Source organism: Bacteroides ilei, from assembly GCF_900128495.1.
Classification (GTDB): Bacteria; Bacteroidota; Bacteroidia; order Bacteroidales; family Bacteroidaceae; genus Phocaeicola; species Phocaeicola ilei.
In genome coordinates, this window is sequence record NZ_LT635801.1 from 1,045,752 (window position 1) to 1,062,625 (window position 16,874).

The window sequence follows — 16,874 nt, forward strand, 5'->3', positions numbered from 1 at the left end:
GACGTCAGTCCCATCCTGTAATCCGGCGGAGGTAGGCGGTGAGCTCGGCCGCCATTTTCATCTGCTGCCGGCGGCTCGGGTGATAGGATGCCCCGTAGCCGAGTGATCCGGTCTGCGGTGACATGTCGAAGCGGTATATCTCCGTGTCGCCTTCCTTTCTGCGCTCGTCGGCCACGGTATCCATGGCTTTCTTTACGTCGGCAAGCTGCCGGCCTCTCATCATGGACCCGCTGAGCAACACGATCTTGGCGTGTGGATAATGCTGGCGGAGGCGTTTCAGGAACTGGCGGTATGCGTCGGTAAGCAGGCGCATGTCGTATTTGCCGGCGCCGGTATCGTTGGTACCCAGGTTGATACAGACTACATCGGGGGTGAACCGGCTGTGGTCCCATTCCTCCGAAGGGTCGGTAAACAGGGTCTGTTCATACATGGCGGGCAGGCAGTCGGGGCTTCCGGTTACGGGGCCGTTATAGTTACGGTAGATTCCGATGCCGGAGCGGGCCACCACCAGGTGCTGTGCGTTGAGGGCGCGGGCGGTAAGGGCCGCATAGGTGTAGTAATGGTTCTCGGTCTCGTAAGTGAACGGGTCGCGGGGATTCTCCGACTCCACGCCGTAGCCGCAGGTGATGGAGTTGCCTATGAATTCGATGCGTCGTCCGGGCAACTGGGGGGCGGGGGCGAGCTTGCGTCCCTTGTCGAGGTAGAAGCCCAGGAAGGCCGGTTTGATGCGATACCCTTCCAGTACATACATGATGCGTGCGCTGTGTACCGTATCTGCCAGTCCTTCGGCCAGCGTGACGACGGAATCGTTCTGGTATGCCGTAACACGGATGGCCGGCTGGCGGTCAATCTCGACCATGAACGACCCGCTTCCACGGCGTGTCTTCATCTGCAGGAAGGTGCCTTCGAAATTGGCGGATATGGTTACTCCCGGGTAGGTGAACCGCACGGAATCGGGGTAGGTATGGCTGGTGCGTCCCATATACACGATCTGTTCACTGCTTGCGGGGAAAAAGCTTTTCCCGGTCTGGGCCGCAGCAACGGAAAAATGGCTGCTGCCCAGAAGGGCGGCAGCCATGTATGGTAGAAGCAGTCTGCTTTTCATGAGCGGTCTCTTCAAATCAGTTGATACCCAGTTTTTTCTTCATCTCTTTTGTCAGGGCATCCTTGTGCATCAGCACGTAGATGGTCTTGGCGCGTACGAAGCTTTCCGACATGTTGAGATAACCGCCGAAGGCGTTGCGTTCCGTACCCCAGGAGTTCTTGGTGATGTAGTACTTGGTACCGTTCTGGTCCTTGGCTATTCCGGTGAGGTGCATCAGGTGGTCGTCGGTCGTTGCGCCCGATTCATAGCCGGCCTGACGGATTTCGGGAGTCACGTTGACTTCCGGATATGGCTGCTTGAACTTGTAGATCTCTTCCAGGCGTTCGTTCGGATCCATCTTCTCGAAGCGGGCACGGTCGGTATCCTTGAACTCGTCGATGTTTCCCACTTCCGGGTTGATGGCTACGCCGTTCTTGAAGGAGAATCCTTTTTCACTCACGTCACCGTCCCAGGCTACGGTATAGCCGCTTTCGAGGGCATGGTCGGTAGCCGCCATCATTTCATCGAGCGGAAGGTTGTACATCCGGGCGTGTTCCCAGTTGTCGGGAATCTCGACTTCGAACGGGAGGTAATAAGGCTTGTGGGTGAAGCTGGTAAGCATCACGTAGTCGTCGGGGTTGATGCCCAGGCTTTCGGCAAAGCTCTTCGGGGTATATTCCTTTCCCTTGTAGGTGAACTTTTCGGGGAGCTTGCCCATGTAGATGTCGAACAGGCTGTTGATGAGCTCCTTGTATTCGGGGCTGGCCTGGCGCAACTTCACGGCTTCCTTGCCGATGGCTGTCAGGTATCCGGCCAGTTCCTTGTGGTTATGTGTCTTGGAATCGTAGTTGATGCCGCTGTACACTTCCTCGGGAACGATTCCTACCTGTTCGAAGGCGGTGAACCAGCTCGGTGAGATACTTCCCTGTCCGATGTTACCACGTCCGTGGCGCATGAAATTGTCTTCCAGCTGGTTCAGGTATTTCTGGCGTACGATGTACATCTCAGACAAGTCGTATTCGCCTTTTCCCTGACGGAGCAGTTCGGCTTCAATGAAGGAAGTGGTGGCGAAGCACCAGCAGGTTCCTGTAGAAGCCTGGTTCTTTACCGGTGTCACTTTCTGGTTGACGACGGTAGTGAAACGGTAACCGTCTTGTGCCCATAATGTTGCCGAAGCGAACAGCAGGGCGGCAAATGTAAGAGTTCTTGTTTTCATATTTTATGCGTTTTCAGTTGTTGGTTTCCTATATTGTCCTTTAGAATCCGAAGCGGTAGTCGTTCCAGTATTTGGCTGCCATTTCATCCCAGCGGAGTATGGTGGCTCCGATAAAGTCGGTGGTATAGCCGGTAAGGTAAGCCTTGGCTGCCGTTTCTCCCTCTTCCTTCAGGATGCGCTGGTAGGTAGCTTCCACCGTCGGGAGTTCGGACAGTCCTTTCTTCTCGAAGTGGAGAATGTTCTTTTCCATGATGCCGCGGGCATTTCCCCAGCGTACGGTAGCCAGCTTGTTGGCGCGGCGGTAGTGCCAGAGGGCTGCGTCTTCGCGGTAGCGGTGGTTTCCGCAGATCTTGTAGATGGCCGGCAGGTCGGTTGTACCGCAGAAGATAGGTACACGCGGACTCTGTCCCGGATTGTCCATGCTGAACCAGCATACACCGCCTACAGCGTCGGGGAGCCAGCCGCGGAGCTGGATGACGGTAGCGTAGGCACATTGGGGTACGGCTATGTTACGGTTGGATGTGACTGCGTTTTCGCGGATGCCGTTCAGCATCTTGATTTCGTCCGGGCGCATCCAGGGGTTGGCTGCCGGACTGATGATGGTATCTGTCTTTCCTGTCTTTCTGTCCTTCTCGACAACCTTCAGGTTGCGTATGTTTTCCAGTTCCGTACCTTCATAGGTCTGGCGGAAGAAAGCCAGCACATCGGATACGCTCAGTTTCTTTTCGGGTTTTACGCTGAAGGGAAGCTCTTCGGCGTCCATGCTCAGCTTGAGCGACGGGGCCAGAGTGCTCAGGATAAAGTATTCACGGACGCTGAAAGCCTTCATCTTTCCGGAGTAGTTGGGGCCTCCGTAGGCTTTCCAGAACTTGAACGGTTCCTTTCCGTCCCAGAGTTTCAGTTTCTTTGCCACGCTAAATACGTTTTCCGAAGCCATGTAGTTGTCTTTGTCGTCCAGATTCAGTGTACTGATACGGGGGATGTTGGCCGATACACCCACTTCATCGTCGGGGATACGTACGGCAGCCCAGACACCGCCTACTTTGTCGGGGCCTTCACCGAACACCTCGAAGTGCCATACTTCTTTCGGGTCGGCAATGGTCAGACATTCGCCGGAATCACCGTATCCGTATTCCTTGATGAGCTTTCCCATGAGGGTGATGGCTTCGCGTGCTGTGGTACAGCGCTGCAGGGCCACCCGTGCAAGCTCTTCGATGCGGAACATGCCTTTCTTGTTATAGAGGGTATCGCGTCCGCTGATGGTGGTTTCTCCCATAGCCAGCTGTTTTTCGTTCATGCAGGGATAGGCTGTATCGAGGAATGAATAGGTATGACGTGCCTGTGGAATGGTACCTTTAATCTTCAGGTTGGTCTGGTCGGTTGCCGATTCGGTATGCATACGTCCGTCGTAAATTTCCATGATGGTATCGTTGGGATAGTCATGGGCGGGTTCGATGTTCACCCAGGTACGGTACCAGCTGTCGCAGGTATGGCTGGTGATGACGGAACCGTCGGTTGTGGCATTCCGGCCTACCATGATACTGGTACAGCAGTCCGGATCATAATGGACTGGATTTTGTGCGTTGACAAATTGCGAGAAAGCTAGTCCGATAAGAAGAATTGTGCTATAGACTTTCATGATTTTAACATTAAAATGATAACATGAGGCAAAAGTAATGAAAAAAAGTATAGGATGAACAAAGATATCGGTTAAAATAATGGTTGACTTGTGGTATGATTTATAAAAAAATTCCGGATTGTAACATAGGTGACAGAATTTTCCGTGTAGAATAGGGATATTTGCAGCGTGAAACAAGGAAAAAGGATAAACATTCTATCAAAATGCATATGGAAAAAGAAAAGATGTATGAAAGAGAAGTAGGAAAAATTGTTGCCGGCAACTATGCTGCGGCCCGTGTCTTCGCACAATACGGAATTGATTTCTGTTGTCACGGTGACACACCTCTGGAAGCTGCATGTGCCGGGAACGGAGTATCGGTAGAAGAAGTGGCTGCAGCCCTGGAAGCAGCCGGGGATGCCCGTCCGGTGGCCGGTGAGTTCGCATCGTGGCCGCTTGATCTGCTGATAGACTACATATTGAAGATTCATCACAGAGGAATCCGCAGGGAAGGTCCGGGTATACTGGAACTGCTGGAAAAGGTGGAGTCGGTGCATGGCGGCAGGCATCCGGAATTGCACGAGGTGAAAGAGCTGTTTGTGGAATCGTTGCAGGAACTTGAGCAGCACCTGCAGAAAGAAGAGAATGTGCTCTTCCCTTATCTGCTGGAACTGTTTGAGGCTTCGGAAGCCGGCCGTCCTATCGGACAGATGCATTGCGGTACGGTATCGAATCCCATCCGTGTGATGCGTATGGAGCATGAAGGGGAAGGTGACCGTTATCACCGGGTAGCCGGTTTGACAGACAATTTTACGGCTCCGGCCGACGGATGCGCAAGCTACCGACTTGTCATGCAGCAGCTGAAGGAATTTGTAGACGCACTCTATGAGCATATCCATCTGGAGAATAACATTCTGTTCCCGAAGGCTGTGGAGCTGGAACGGAAATGGGTAAGAGTCTGCTGATGCGGAAGCGGAGAACCTTGAAGTCCGGTAACAGGACAGAAAGATATAATTCATAAAAAACGCCCCGATTCATGTCGGGGCGTTTTTTTATGGGTTTTCAATGTCATTTGATTTCGAATTCCTCAGTCATGTCTATCTCTTCACCTTTCTCGTTATAGAATTTATATTCCAGGAAGGCGAGGTTCTGGTTGGGAATCACTTTGATGCCGAATCCATACTTCATCTGCCATTTGCGTTTCAAGGATACGATGCCTTGATTGACATAGGCCGCTACATAAGGATGGATGTGCAACGTAAATTTCTTTACCTTCAGCTTGTTGACCAGGTAGTCAATTTTACTTTCCAGAGTATCTGTAAACAGGATGGAAGGTTTGATCTTGCCTTTACCGAAGCAGGTAGGACAGTCTTCGTCGGTCTTCACGTCCATAGCCGGACGTACCCGCTGGCGGGTTATCTGCATCAGGCCGAATTTGCTCAGCGGGAGGATGTTATGTTTCGCCCGGTCCTTCTGCATGTTCTGGCACATGCGTTCATAGAGTTTCTGGCGGTTTTCGGCAAGGTTCATGTCGATGAAGTCGACCACGATGATACCTCCCATATCTCTTAACCGAAGCTGGCGTGCCAACTCATCGGCAGCGCCCAGATTGACGTCGAGTGCATTGGCTTCCTGACCATTGGCCGATTTGGAACGGTTGCCGCTGTTCACGTCGACTACGTGCAGGGCTTCGGTATGCTCGATGATCAGATAGGCTCCGCTCTTGTAGGAGACGGTCTTTCCGAATGACGACTTGATCTGTTTGGTAATGGCAAAGTTGTCGAAGATGGGAAGCTGACCTTTGTAGAGTTTGACAATATTCGTCCGTTCGGGGGCGATCAACGCTACATAATCTTTTACTTCGTTGTAAACGGCTTCGTCGTTTACATAAATATTTTCATACGAGGGGTTGAACAGGTCGCGCAGCATGGCTACGGTACGGCTTGTCTCTTCGTATACCAGTGAAGGCAGTTTGGTGGCCTTCTGTACTTTTGTGATGGTTTCTTCCCAATGTTTCAGCAACACTTTCAGCTCGGCGTCCAGCTCGGCCACACGTTTCCCTTCGGCTACGGTACGTACGATGACCCCGAAGTTCTTGGGCTTGATGCTTTGGAGCAGCTGTTTGAGGCGGGCGCGCTCTTCGCCCGACTTGATTTTCTGAGACACGGAAACCTTGTCGTTGAAAGGGATGAGTACAAGATAGCGTCCGGCGAACGAGAGTTCGCAAGTGAGACGCGGTCCCTTGGTCGAAATAGGTTCCTTGACAATCTGCACGATGACTTCCTGTCCCTGCTGCAGAACGGATGTTATGGCTCCGTCCTTGTCGATGTCGGGCAGCATGGAAGCTTTCGCCATCGGGTACAGTTTCTTTTTGTCGCTGACAACTTGTTTCAGATACTTCTGGTAAGAGTGGAATTGAGGTCCCAGGTCCAAGTAATGAAGGAAAGCGTCTTTTTCGAAGCCCACATCAACGAAACAGGCATTCAGTCCCGGCATCAGTTTACGGACTTTTCCCAGGTACATGTTGCCTACCGAGAAGGAAAGATTCCGCTCCTCTTTCTGGAATTCAACCAGGTTCTTGTCTTCAAGAAGGGCTATGGAGATCTCTTTGGGCTGTACGTCTACAACTAATTCGCTTGTCACTTGTTACTTAGGTTTAATGTTAATGAAAATAATCATCACGGAGGGCATGAGTTGCAACCATGTCTGGAATGACAGTGCCGCCTTGTTTCCTCTGTGGTGAATTCAAGACTATACACAAAGAACAAACTTGAAAGACTATCGAAAAGCTCTTTGCAAGTTTGTTCTTTATTGAAGTCGGACAGACTAACAATTATTTTTTGCTTTTATGTCTGTTCTTTCTCAGTCTTTTTTTACGTTTGTGAGTAGACATTTTATGTCTTTTTCTTTTCTTTCCGCTTGGCATAGCTTCAAAAATTTTATTAGGTTAATACTAAATGTTAATTATTTTTTTACTGAAAGAGTAAATGTCTTAGCTGGTTTGAATGCCGGAATATTGTGTTCCGGGATAATGATGGTAGTATTTTTTGAGATGTTCCGTGCCGTTTTCTGAGCTCTTTTCTTGACGATGAAACTACCGAAGCCGCGGAGGTATACATTCTCATCTTTAGACAAAGACCCTTTGACTGAATCCATGAATGCTTCCAGGGTCGTTAATACTGTCTGTTTGTCAATACCTGTGTTTTTAGCAATTTCGTTTACGATATCTGCTTTAGTCATTGCTCCTAATAATTATTGTTATACGTTATCTTAATTTTTTGGACTGCAAATATATAGCTTTTCTTGCTCTTTAAGAAATTTCTCACAGACAAATTTTATAAAAAAGTATGAAGCTCATCGATAAAAGCCCTATTTTTGCAGGCGGTTACAGCAGTTTTACATTTTAAAATAATAGGAATCGGATGGCATCTTTCGGAGTACGTATAATGGAATGGTATAAGGAAAACGGGCGCGATCTGCCCTGGAGAAATACAAAAGATCCTTATAGGATCTGGGTCTCGGAAATCATCCTGCAGCAGACCCGGGTAGCTCAGGGATATGATTATTACTGCAGGTTCATCCGGCGTTTTCCCGACGTGAATTCCCTGGCCGAGGCCGGTGAAGACGAGGTGATGAAGTACTGGCAGGGACTGGGGTATTATTCGCGCGCCCGGAACCTGCATGCCGCCGCCCGTGAAATAGCCGGAAAGGGGTATTTCCCCGATACGTACGAAGAAGTGCGCAGGCTGAAAGGGGTGGGCGACTATACGGCCGCCGCCATCTGTTCATTCGCCTTCGGACTGCCTTGTGCGGTGGTAGACGGAAACGTGTACCGGGTACTTTCCCGCTGGATGGGGATAGACATGCCGGTAGATTCGGTGAAAGGGAAGAACTACTTCCGGGAACTTGCCGAAGAACTGCTGGTAAAGGAAGATCCGGCCTTGTACAACCAGGCGATCATGGATTTCGGGGCGCTGCAATGTACGCCCTCGTCGCCGTCCTGCATGTTCTGCCCTTTGTCGGACTCATGTGTGGCCCTTCAGAAGGGATGGGTGGACCGCCTCCCCGTGAAACAGCATAAAACGAAAGTTTCGGAACGTTTTTTCACTTATCTGTTCATTATTTCGGGCGACTTTACGTTTATACATAAGAGGACCGGAGATGATATCTGGAAAAACCTTTATGAAATGCCGCTGATGGAAACCGCTGCACTGCCCGAAGAAGAAAACCTGTCGGGGTCCGAGGAATGGAAAAGACTTTTTGAAGGGTGTACGGTATTGCGGACCGGCCTGGTGGAGAAGAATGTGAAGCACGTCCTGTCACACCGGGTGATACATGCCTCCTGCTATGAAGTGGAAATACGTGAGGGGGATATGATATGCGGTCCGTACCGGAAAGTGCTGACAGCAGATTTACATAAATTTCCGGTATCGCGTTTGGTTTCTCGTTTTTTTTCTTTAATTTTGAAACCCAATAAATAGAATTAGAAAGATTATGTCATTAAACAAAGTTCAGTTGATCGGAAATGTGGGTAAAGACCCGGATGTGAGATATTTGGACAGTGGAGTGGCTGTAGCCACTTTCCCGCTGGCGACGACAGACCGCGGATATACGCTGGCTAACGGCACGCAGGTACCCGAACGTACCGAGTGGCACAACATCGTATTGTGGCGCGGACTGGCCGAGACAGCCGAAAAATATGTTCATAAAGGCGACAAGCTCTATATTGAAGGCAAAATCCGTTCACGGTCTTATGACGACCAGAACGGTATCAAGCGTTATGTGGTTGAGATCTTTGCAGACAATATGGAAATGTTGACCCCACGCCAGGCACAGCAGGCACCCGCTTCCCAGCCTCAGCCTTCTGTACAGCCCCAGCCGCAACCTTCAGTGCAGACGCCGGCATCTGACGCTTCGGATGACCTGCCTTTCTGAGTAATTTGATGTTTAACTAAATTTTATTTCCTTGGACCCTGACTCGTATTTATCTTTTTGGCAGAATCTGTGTGACGGAGTAACCGTCACTCCTCCTACCGCAGGAGCTGTCGTAGCTATTATTCTGGCGGCTGTTTTACTGTATGCTTCCGGTTTTGTTTCGGCATCCGAAATAGCGTTCTTTTCCTTGTCGCCATCCGACCTGAGCAAGATTGACGGAGAGGAACATCCGTCGGATTCGCGTATCAAGGCATTGCTCGGTGATTCGGAATATTTACTGGCAACCATCCTTATATCCAATAATTTTGTTAATGTAACCATTATCATGCTGTGCAATTATTTCTTTGCCAGTGTGATTGACTTCGGGAATGCCCAGGTACTGGAATTCCTGCTGATAACGGTTGTGCTGACTTTCCTGCTGCTGCTTTTCGGTGAGATCATGCCGAAAATCTATTCGGCGCAGCACACGCTTTCTTTCTGCCGCAAGGCAGCTCCGGTCATCTACTTTCTCCGCTGGGTATTCAAGCCGGTATCGGCGCTGCTTGTACACTCCACTTTTCTGATCAACCGTCTGGCCCAGAAGCAGAAAGCCCCGAACATTTCGGTGGATGAGCTTTCACAGGCGTTGGAGCTGACCGACAAGAATGAAATTTCGGAAGAAAGCAATATGCTGGAAGGGATAATCCGTTTTGGGGAAGAGACGGCGAAAGAGGTTATGACTTCCCGCCTGGATATGGTGGACCTGGATATTGACACATCGTTCAGTGACGTATTGAAATGTGTGGTAGACAATGCATATTCGCGGATTCCGGTCTACAAGGAGTCGCGTGACAACATAAAGGGCATCCTGTACATAAAGGATCTGCTTCCTTATGTGGATAAGGGCGCTGACTTCAAGTGGCAGAACCTGATACGTCCCGCTTATTTTGTTCCGGAGACGAAAATGATCGATGACCTGCTCCGTGATTTCCAGAAAAACAAGATACACATTGCCATTGTGGTCGATGAGTTCGGCGGCACATCGGGTCTTGTCACCATGGAAGACATCATAGAAGAGATTGTGGGTGAGATAAACGATGAGTATGATGATGAGGAACGTACCTACGTGAAACTTTCGGAAGGTGTCTATATCTTTGAGGGAAAGACCTTGCTCTCGGATTTCTACAAGGTACTGGATATCGATGCCGATGAATTTGAGCGTGTAGCGGGTGATGCGGATACATTGGCCGGCCTGCTGCTGGAGCTTAAAGGAGAATTCCCGGTGCTGCATGAAGTCATCAATTACAATAATTACCGTTTTGAGGTATTGGAGATGGATGCCCGCCGTATTGTAAAGGTGAAGGTGGTAGTGAATCCTGTCAAGCCGGAGGTAAAGAAAGAGAAATGATATGCCTTTGTTGAAGAAGTGGGAGTGTGACGGCGGGACATTTGCCGTATGGCAGGTGCTGGAACAGGCCGGTGAATTGCGTTCCATGCTGCTTTCTTCCCTTCCGTACGACAGTGAATTGGCCTGTTTGAGGGCTGATTCGCGGAAGATGGAGTATCTGGCCGTAAGGGTGTTATTGAAGCATCTGTGTGGTGGGGAGGAAAAGCGGATAGGACATTATCCGTCGGGCCGTCCTTATCTGGATGACCGTTCTTTTTCCGTTTCCATATCGCATACCAGAGGTTATGTGGCCGTAGGGATACATCCGACCGACCGGGTGGGGATAGACATCGAGTATTTTTCAGATCGGGTGAACAAGATTATGCCGCGTTTTATACGTGATGACGAACCGGCACCTACCGTTTGCCAGAGACTGCTGCACTGGTCGGCTAAAGAAACGATGTACAAGCTGATGGATGAGCCGGAAGTCGATTTTAAGGAACATCTGCGTATTCTGCCTTTCCCGCTCCACGATGAGGGGATGATGAGGGCCTCTGAATTCCGTACTCCATGGCATTACGCTTTCGGAATACACTATTGGGTCCATCCGGATTTCGTATGTACGTGGAGTGTCTTGCCCCGTTAACTGTTTTCCTTGTTCTTCTGTAATGTAAAGACAAATTCCAGTCCGCCTTTCGGATTATTTTTCGCGAAGATGGTTCCTCCATGGAAGAGGACGGCATTCTTGACGATAGCCAGTCCCAGTCCGGTTCCTCCGAGTTTGCGTGAGCGTCCTTTGTCTACCCTGTAGAAACGTTCGAACAGGCGGTTCAGATGTTCTTCCGCAACTCCTACACCGGTATCGGAGAAACTGAAATAATAACATTTTTCATCTTCCCGGAAACAGTCGATTGTGATTTGTACTCCTATGCCGGCATAAGCGATGGCATTGTCGGTCAGGTTGCGGAATATGGAATATAGCAGTGAGCTGTTTCCCAGAATGGTCAGGTTTTGCGGTAATTTGTTGACTACCGTCATCTGTTTCTCTTCCAGTCCCATTGCCACTTCGTTCAGCATGTTGGCTACAATCTGGCTGATGTTTACCTTTTCTTTTTCTACCAGGTTAGGTGCTTCATCCATCCGGGTGAGGACTGAAATGTCTCTGAGCAGGAATGTCAGTCGGTTACTTTGTGCATAACTGCGTTCCAGGAAGCTTCTCATGGTCGCTTCGGGAAGATTCTTGTTGTTCAGTATCGTTTCGAGGTATCCCTGTATGCTGCTTACCGGAGTTTTCAGTTCGTGTGCGATATTCTGCGTGAGCTGCCGTTTGAGACGGGCCTGTTCTTCTTCCTGTGTCACGTCGATAATGGAGATTTCGAACGAATGGTCCTGGAAGATAATACATTCTACCGAGAAGGAGCGGCCGTTCTTGTCGATGTGGAGAGCCAGTCTTTTCTCTTCTTTTCCGCTGTTCTGGTTCTTGTCCAGAAAATTCTTGATAGGGGTAAATTCCGCTATGTCGAATACCTCTTCGGTAGACCCGAGATTATGGTCGGAGATGGTATTGGCATATTGGGTAAAGAGGTCGTTTACCAGAATCTCATTCCTTTCTCTGGTAAATTCTCCCAGTCCTTCGTGGGAAGTCTGCAGGTGTGATATCAGTTTTTCACGTTCTATATAGAGAGCTTCTTTGGCTTTATGCAGACGTTTGTAGATGGTTATGATGTGCTGGCAGATTTCTCCCAGTTCATTTTTGGGAAATCTTTCCAGAATATCCATGTCGATCGGTTCGTTATGGTCGGCCTTGTAGGCAAAACGTTGGAGCTGTGTGATGGATTTTCCAAGTTTACGGGTATAGCGGTAAAAGATGGAAATGATCAGCAGGTTGACTACCAGGGTGAACCAAAGGTATCTGGAGTCCACTTTCAGGTGTTCGCTCATACTCAGGTTATAGGGGAGTGCCGAGCGTATGACCAGTTGTTTCTTGGGAAAATATTGGGCCGAATAGAAGAAATCTTCACCTTCTACCGTTTCCGAATGGCGGTTTATTGCGTATCCGCTTCCGTATGACAAGGCTTCCTGCACTTCCTTGCGGGAAATATGGTTCGGAAAGTTGCTCACATCCCTTTCCGTATTGTCGTAGATCACCCTACCGTCGGGCTCTATCAGAGTGACACGCAGGTTGGGTATCATGTGCATAGCTACGAAATTCTGCATTGAATCAATGTTTTCCGTTCCTGTAATCGACAGGAAATCATACAGCAGGACATTGTAGTTCTGGAGTTGGGTATTCAGCAGGTCGCACTTGTATTCCTTCTCTCGTTGGTACTGGAAAGTCATGAAACATACGGTTACAGCTATGAACAGGAGCATGACCGTAAGGAACAGCCGGCGGCTGAAAGGTAACAGGCGGTACGTTAGCTTTGTCATGATGGGGAAAGTCTGGTTTATTCACATTCGAAACAGTAGCCGTATCCCAGACGGGTTACGATATATTTCCCGTATTCACCGATTTTCTTGCGCAGGCGGGTGATGTTTACATCGATGGTACGGTCAAGCACATATACCTCATCATTCCATACCTTAGCCAGGATATCTTCGCGTGAGAACACACGGCTCTGGTTCTGTACCAGCAGCAGCAGGATTTCAAATTCTTTCTTGGTAAGCGATACTTCGTTTCCGTCTATGGTCACTTTTTTCTGCGGAACATTGATGACCAGCCCTTTGTATTGGAGCTGTTCTTCTTCCTTGATATGCACGGAAGCCGTCCGGCGCAGTACGGCCTTTACACGCATGATGACTTCACGGAGGGAGAACGGTTTTGAAATATAGTCGTCGGCTCCCAGGTTGAAACCGGTGATGGTATCGTTTTCGGTATCTTTGGCCGTAATGAAAATGATAGGGATATCGGCCGTATCTTTGTTGTTTTTCATCATACGTGCCATTTTAAATCCGGAAATTTCTCCCATCATGACATCCAGCAGCAACAGGCTATATTGTGTAAGGTCCATTTTGAGGGCTTCTTCGGCCGAGTTGGCGGTATCCACTCTGTAACCTTCCATTTCAAGGTTGAACTTTAGAATTTCGCAGAGGTCGTCTTCGTCGTCTACAACAAGAATACGGTAATCGTTCATAATTATTCTGTTTTTTGTTTTCTGCAAAAATCGTGGATCTTTATTTCGCCGCTATGAAATATGTATTACAAAAGGGTTACAATGCGGGGCGTGTGAATTCTCCGCAGAGACAATGGCCCATTTCATAGCGTACTTCCTGTGGGCTGAGTCCGTGTCCGAGCAGGAACATCAGCTTGGTCAGCACACATTCTACCGTTGCGTCGTATCCGCTGATTACACCGGCATCGAGCAGGTGAAGTCCGGTTTCGTAACGTGCCATTTCCACCATACCTGTCTGACATTGTGTTATGTTGACTATGACGATGCCGCGGTCGGTCGCTTCTTTCAGCAGGCGGATAAACCATTCCTTCTGTGGGGCGTTCCCCGATCCGAAGGTCTTCAGTACTACAGCCTTCAGTCCGGGAGTATGCAGGATGGTATTGACCAGTTTCTCCTGGATTCCGGGGAAGATGGTAAGCACCAGTACATTGGTGTCGAATACGTAATGCGGATGCAGAGGCAGGTTATTTTTTGCCTTCAGAATCCGGTCGTATTCATATTTGATGTGGATACCTGCTGTAGCCAAAGACGGGTAGTTGTATGAGCGGAACGCATTGAAGTTTTCAGCATTTATTTTAGTGGTACGGTTACCTCTCAGCAGTTGGTTCTCGAAAAAGATGCAGACTTCGGGCACTACGGCTGTGCCGTCGGGATGTTTGGCGGCGGCAATTTCAATGGAAGTTATCAGGTTTTCTTTTCCGTCGGTACGGAGAACCCCGATGGGTAGCTGGCTTCCGGTAAGGATGACGGGCTTGCTCAGGTTTTCGAGCATGAAGCTCAGTGCCGATGCCGTATAAGCCATGGTGTCGGTACCGTGAAGGATTACGAAACCGTCGAAATTGTCATAATTGTAATGGATGATCTTTACAAGTTTTGCCCACAATGGAGGTTCCATGTCGGACGAGTCGATGGGAGGGGTGAACTGATAGGAAGCGATGCGGTAATTGAAGCGTTTCAGCTCAGGAACGTTTTCTTCGAGCTGGTCAAAATTAAAGGCTTCCAAAGCCCCGGTTTCGGGGTTTTCGATCATTCCGATAGTTCCTCCGGTGTATATTAACAAAACGGAAGGGAAGTCAGGTTCAATTATATTCATAATGCATTGTTTGCTGACAAAGTTAGTCTAAATTATTGGTTATATGAAATATTTGTCAGAAAAAGACTCTTCGGTTCATTGAAAAACAAAAAAAGAAGGCATTGTTTTGTTTCCTTTGAATAAATATGAGATTCAAATACGACAAAACATGCCTTCTGATGTTTATATATTGATTGATGCTGTTTACGAATTCAGGGCTTCTTTCAGTCGGTCGACAGCTTTTGCCGCATCTCCTTTTTCCTCCTCCAGCAAGGTTACGAATTTGCTTCCGATAATACATCCGGCTGCGTGTGAAGCTGCAGCCTCATAGGTCTGTTTGTTTGAGATGCCGAAACCGATCATACGCGGATTTTTCAGGTTCATGGCCTCTATCCGGCGGAAATAAGCCTGTTTCTGTTCATTGAAGTCTTTCTGTGCTCCGGTCGTGGCGGCTGAAGAAACCATATAGATAAACCCGTCGGTATGTCCGTCGATGTTTCGGATACGGTCTTCACTGGTTTCGGGTGTGATCATCATGATGACACGTAGCCCGTATTTGTCGGATATGGGTTTATATTCTTCCATGTAGTCCTTGTATGGAAGGTCGGGGATGATCATGCCGTCGATTCCACATTCCTGGCAGCTTTTGCAGAAGTTGTCGAAACCGTATTGCATGATCGGGTTAAGGTATCCCATCAGAATCAGGGGGATGGTTGTCGTCTGCCGGATATCCTTGAGCTGGCCGAACAGTTTACGCAAGGTCATACCGTTTTTCAGTGCATGGACGGATGCGTCCTGGATGACCGGTCCGTCGGCCATCGGATCACTGAAAGGTATACCTATTTCAATCATGTCGATACCTTTTTCTTCCAGTGTCCGGATAGTCTGGGCAGTGCCCTCGAAAGTAGGGGTGCCTGCACAGAAGTAAAGTGAAAGTATATTGTTTTTTTTCCGGTTGAATAATTCATTGATACGGTTCATAGTGCTGATGTTTTGAAGTTCTTGATAAATGTTTTCAATGTCTTTATGTCTTTGAGTGCTGGAGACGTTTCGAATCCGCTGTTCAGATCGATACCCGCCCATCGGGGATGATTGAACTGTTTCAGGTCGTCCAGGCTGTCGGGATTGAGTCCACCGCTTAGGATGAACGGGATTCCTCCTTGGTATTCTGCCAGCAGATCCCAGTTGAATTTCTTTCCGGATCCCCCATAGCTGCTGCACGGGGTGTCAAACAGGAAATAGTCGCAACAGGTAGTGTAAGGACCGGTCTTCTGCAGGTCATTTACATTTTCCAGTGAAAAAGACTTGATGATTTTGTATCCTTTTTCCTGCAACCTTCTGCACATTTGGGGAGTTTCATTTCCATGCAGCTGGATGATGTCCAGTTTCATGTTATCTCCTTGGCGGAGGATATATTCATAGGGTGAATTGACAAACACCCCTACGCGTTTCACCGATTCCGGGAGATAGGCAGGCGGAGAGGATACGAAACGGGGGGAGCGTTCATAAAAGATGAATCCCATCCAGTCGGCTCCCGATGCTTCTACAGCTCGGATATTGTCCGGATCTTTCATACCACAGACTTTGACTAGCATGATTCTATTCCTTTTATAAAATTCCGTAATGTTTCTCCGGGATCGTGGGTCTTCATGAAGGATTCTCCTATCAGGAATCCCCGGAAACCGGCTTTTCTGAGTTGTACGATGGTTTCCGGACTGGAAATTCCGCTTTCCGAAACCAGCAGCATGTCTTTGGGTAGCTTTTCTGCCAGGCGGAACGAATTTTCCACATCGGTGTGGAAGGTTCCCAGGTTACGGTTGTTTACGCCTACCATGTCTACAAATTCATTTACATGCCCTAATTCACTTTCCTGATGGATTTCCAGCAGTACTTCCAGGTTCAGTTCGTGCGCCTTCTGTGCCAGTGTACGACATTCACCGGTTTCCAGACAGGCGGCAATCAGTAACACGGCATCGGCACCGGTTGCCTTGGCCTGCAGGAGCTGGTAGTCGCAGAAGATGAAATCTTTTCTCAGAATCGGAATGTCGACTGTAGGACGGGCTGTCTTGATATCTTTCAGGGAGCCGCCGAAGAACTGGCTGTCGGTCAGTATGGAAAGGGCCGAAGCTCCGGCCGTCTGGTAGCTGTGAGGTATGACGGCAGGATCACCTTCCTGCTTGATCCAGCCTTTTGAAGGCGAGCGGCGTTTGAATTCGGCGATGATGCCGGAAGGTGAAGAGGCCAGACTTGATTTCATGCTGCGCAGTTTCTGACAGTCGGAACAGTGGGCTTCAAGGAAGTCGTATGATACGACTTCCTGCTGCCGGGCTATTTCCGTACGTTTATGCTCCATGATTTCAGTTAATATATCTTTCTTGTCCATGATTCTTTTGTTTTTGTGTAAATAAAG

The 16,874-nt window shown here is 48.9% G+C and carries 16 protein-coding genes; 5 read left to right on the plus strand and 11 right to left on the minus strand.

Annotated elements, in window-relative coordinates:
• Positions 1–4: 4 nt before the first annotated feature.
• The 3 genes from BQ7489_RS04395 to BQ7489_RS04405 are packed head-to-tail and all read right to left on the minus strand — an operon-like array spanning position 5 to position 3,939.
• Positions 5–1,105, minus strand: a complete 1,101-nt coding sequence (locus tag BQ7489_RS04395) for an SGNH/GDSL hydrolase family protein (RefSeq protein ID WP_072530095.1) — start codon at positions 1,103–1,105, stop codon at positions 5–7.
• 16 nt (positions 1,106–1,121) lie between these two features.
• Positions 1,122–2,300 carry a C1 family peptidase gene (locus BQ7489_RS04400; protein WP_072530096.1) on the minus strand — a complete coding sequence of 393 codons (1,179 nt, stop codon included), beginning with the start codon at positions 2,298–2,300 and terminating at the stop codon, positions 1,122–1,124.
• A 40-nt stretch (positions 2,301–2,340) separates the two neighbouring features.
• Positions 2,341–3,939: a dipeptidase gene (locus BQ7489_RS04405; RefSeq protein WP_072530097.1), complete on the minus strand. Its 1,599-nt coding sequence runs from the start codon at positions 3,937–3,939 to the stop codon at positions 2,341–2,343.
• A 209-nt stretch (positions 3,940–4,148) separates the two neighbouring features.
• Between BQ7489_RS04405 and ric the strand changes: the two genes are divergently transcribed.
• Complete coding sequence (gene ric / locus BQ7489_RS04410) at positions 4,149–4,883, plus strand: iron-sulfur cluster repair di-iron protein (protein ID WP_072532024.1); 735 nt, start codon at positions 4,149–4,151, stop codon at positions 4,881–4,883.
• A 103-nt stretch (positions 4,884–4,986) separates the two neighbouring features.
• Here ric and BQ7489_RS04415 read toward each other — a convergent pair whose 3' ends face one another.
• Together BQ7489_RS04415 and BQ7489_RS04420 are read right to left on the minus strand one after the other, a co-directional pair.
• The gene (locus BQ7489_RS04415; RefSeq protein WP_072530098.1) at positions 4,987–6,561 is read right to left on the minus strand and encodes an Rne/Rng family ribonuclease; all 1,575 of its coding nucleotides are present in this window, start codon (positions 6,559–6,561) and stop codon (positions 4,987–4,989) included.
• A gap of 321 nt (positions 6,562–6,882) precedes the next feature.
• A complete protein-coding gene (locus BQ7489_RS04420; protein ID WP_072530099.1) occupies positions 6,883–7,158 on the minus strand; it encodes an HU family DNA-binding protein in 276 nt (91 codons plus the stop codon).
• Positions 7,159–7,340: 182 nt separating this feature from the next.
• Here BQ7489_RS04420 and mutY point away from each other — a divergent pair, with 182 nt between their 5' ends.
• Genes mutY through BQ7489_RS04440 form a run of 4 tightly spaced genes read left to right on the plus strand, consistent with a single transcriptional unit; the run spans position 7,341 to position 10,865 of the window.
• The gene (mutY, locus tag BQ7489_RS04425) at positions 7,341–8,399 is read left to right on the plus strand and encodes an A/G-specific adenine glycosylase (protein WP_072530100.1); all 1,059 of its coding nucleotides are present in this window, start codon (positions 7,341–7,343) and stop codon (positions 8,397–8,399) included.
• A gap of 13 nt (positions 8,400–8,412) precedes the next feature.
• Positions 8,413–8,853 carry a single-stranded DNA-binding protein gene (locus BQ7489_RS04430; protein WP_072530101.1) on the plus strand — a complete coding sequence of 147 codons (441 nt, stop codon included), beginning with the start codon at positions 8,413–8,415 and terminating at the stop codon, positions 8,851–8,853.
• Positions 8,854–8,884: 31 nt separating this feature from the next.
• The gene (gldE, locus tag BQ7489_RS04435; protein WP_072530102.1) at positions 8,885–10,240 is read left to right on the plus strand and encodes a gliding motility-associated protein GldE; all 1,356 of its coding nucleotides are present in this window, start codon (positions 8,885–8,887) and stop codon (positions 10,238–10,240) included.
• 1 nt (position 10,241) lies between these two features.
• On the plus strand, positions 10,242–10,865 hold the full coding sequence (locus tag BQ7489_RS04440) for a 4'-phosphopantetheinyl transferase family protein (protein ID WP_072530103.1): 624 nt from the start codon (positions 10,242–10,244) through the stop codon (positions 10,863–10,865).
• Here BQ7489_RS04440 and BQ7489_RS04445 read toward each other — a convergent pair.
• The 6 genes from BQ7489_RS04445 to trpC form a co-directional block, all read right to left on the minus strand.
• Positions 10,862–12,649 (minus strand): sensor histidine kinase, encoded by a 1,788-nt coding sequence (locus tag BQ7489_RS04445; protein WP_072530104.1) that lies wholly within the window; start codon positions 12,647–12,649, stop codon positions 10,862–10,864. The two genes, BQ7489_RS04440 and BQ7489_RS04445, sit on opposite strands and share 4 nt — an antisense overlap.
• Before the next feature lie 17 nt (positions 12,650–12,666).
• Positions 12,667–13,353, minus strand: a complete 687-nt coding sequence (locus BQ7489_RS04450) for a response regulator transcription factor (protein WP_072530105.1) — start codon at positions 13,351–13,353, stop codon at positions 12,667–12,669.
• Between the two features lie 76 nt (positions 13,354–13,429).
• Positions 13,430–14,485 (minus strand): asparaginase, encoded by a 1,056-nt coding sequence (locus BQ7489_RS04455; protein ID WP_374044795.1) that lies wholly within the window; start codon positions 14,483–14,485, stop codon positions 13,430–13,432.
• A 183-nt stretch (positions 14,486–14,668) separates the two neighbouring features.
• Entirely contained in the window at positions 14,669–15,445 is a 777-nt protein-coding gene (gene trpA / locus BQ7489_RS04460; RefSeq protein ID WP_072530106.1) for a tryptophan synthase subunit alpha, read from the minus strand.
• On the minus strand, positions 15,442–16,059 hold the full coding sequence (locus BQ7489_RS04465) for a phosphoribosylanthranilate isomerase (RefSeq protein WP_072530107.1): 618 nt from the start codon (positions 16,057–16,059) through the stop codon (positions 15,442–15,444). Before BQ7489_RS04465 ends, trpA begins: the two co-directional genes overlap by 4 nt.
• Positions 16,053–16,847, minus strand: a complete 795-nt coding sequence (gene trpC, locus BQ7489_RS04470) for an indole-3-glycerol phosphate synthase TrpC (RefSeq protein ID WP_072530108.1) — start codon at positions 16,845–16,847, stop codon at positions 16,053–16,055. The genes BQ7489_RS04465 and trpC overlap by 7 nt, the downstream gene beginning before the upstream one ends.
• Positions 16,848–16,874 lie beyond the last annotated feature (27 nt).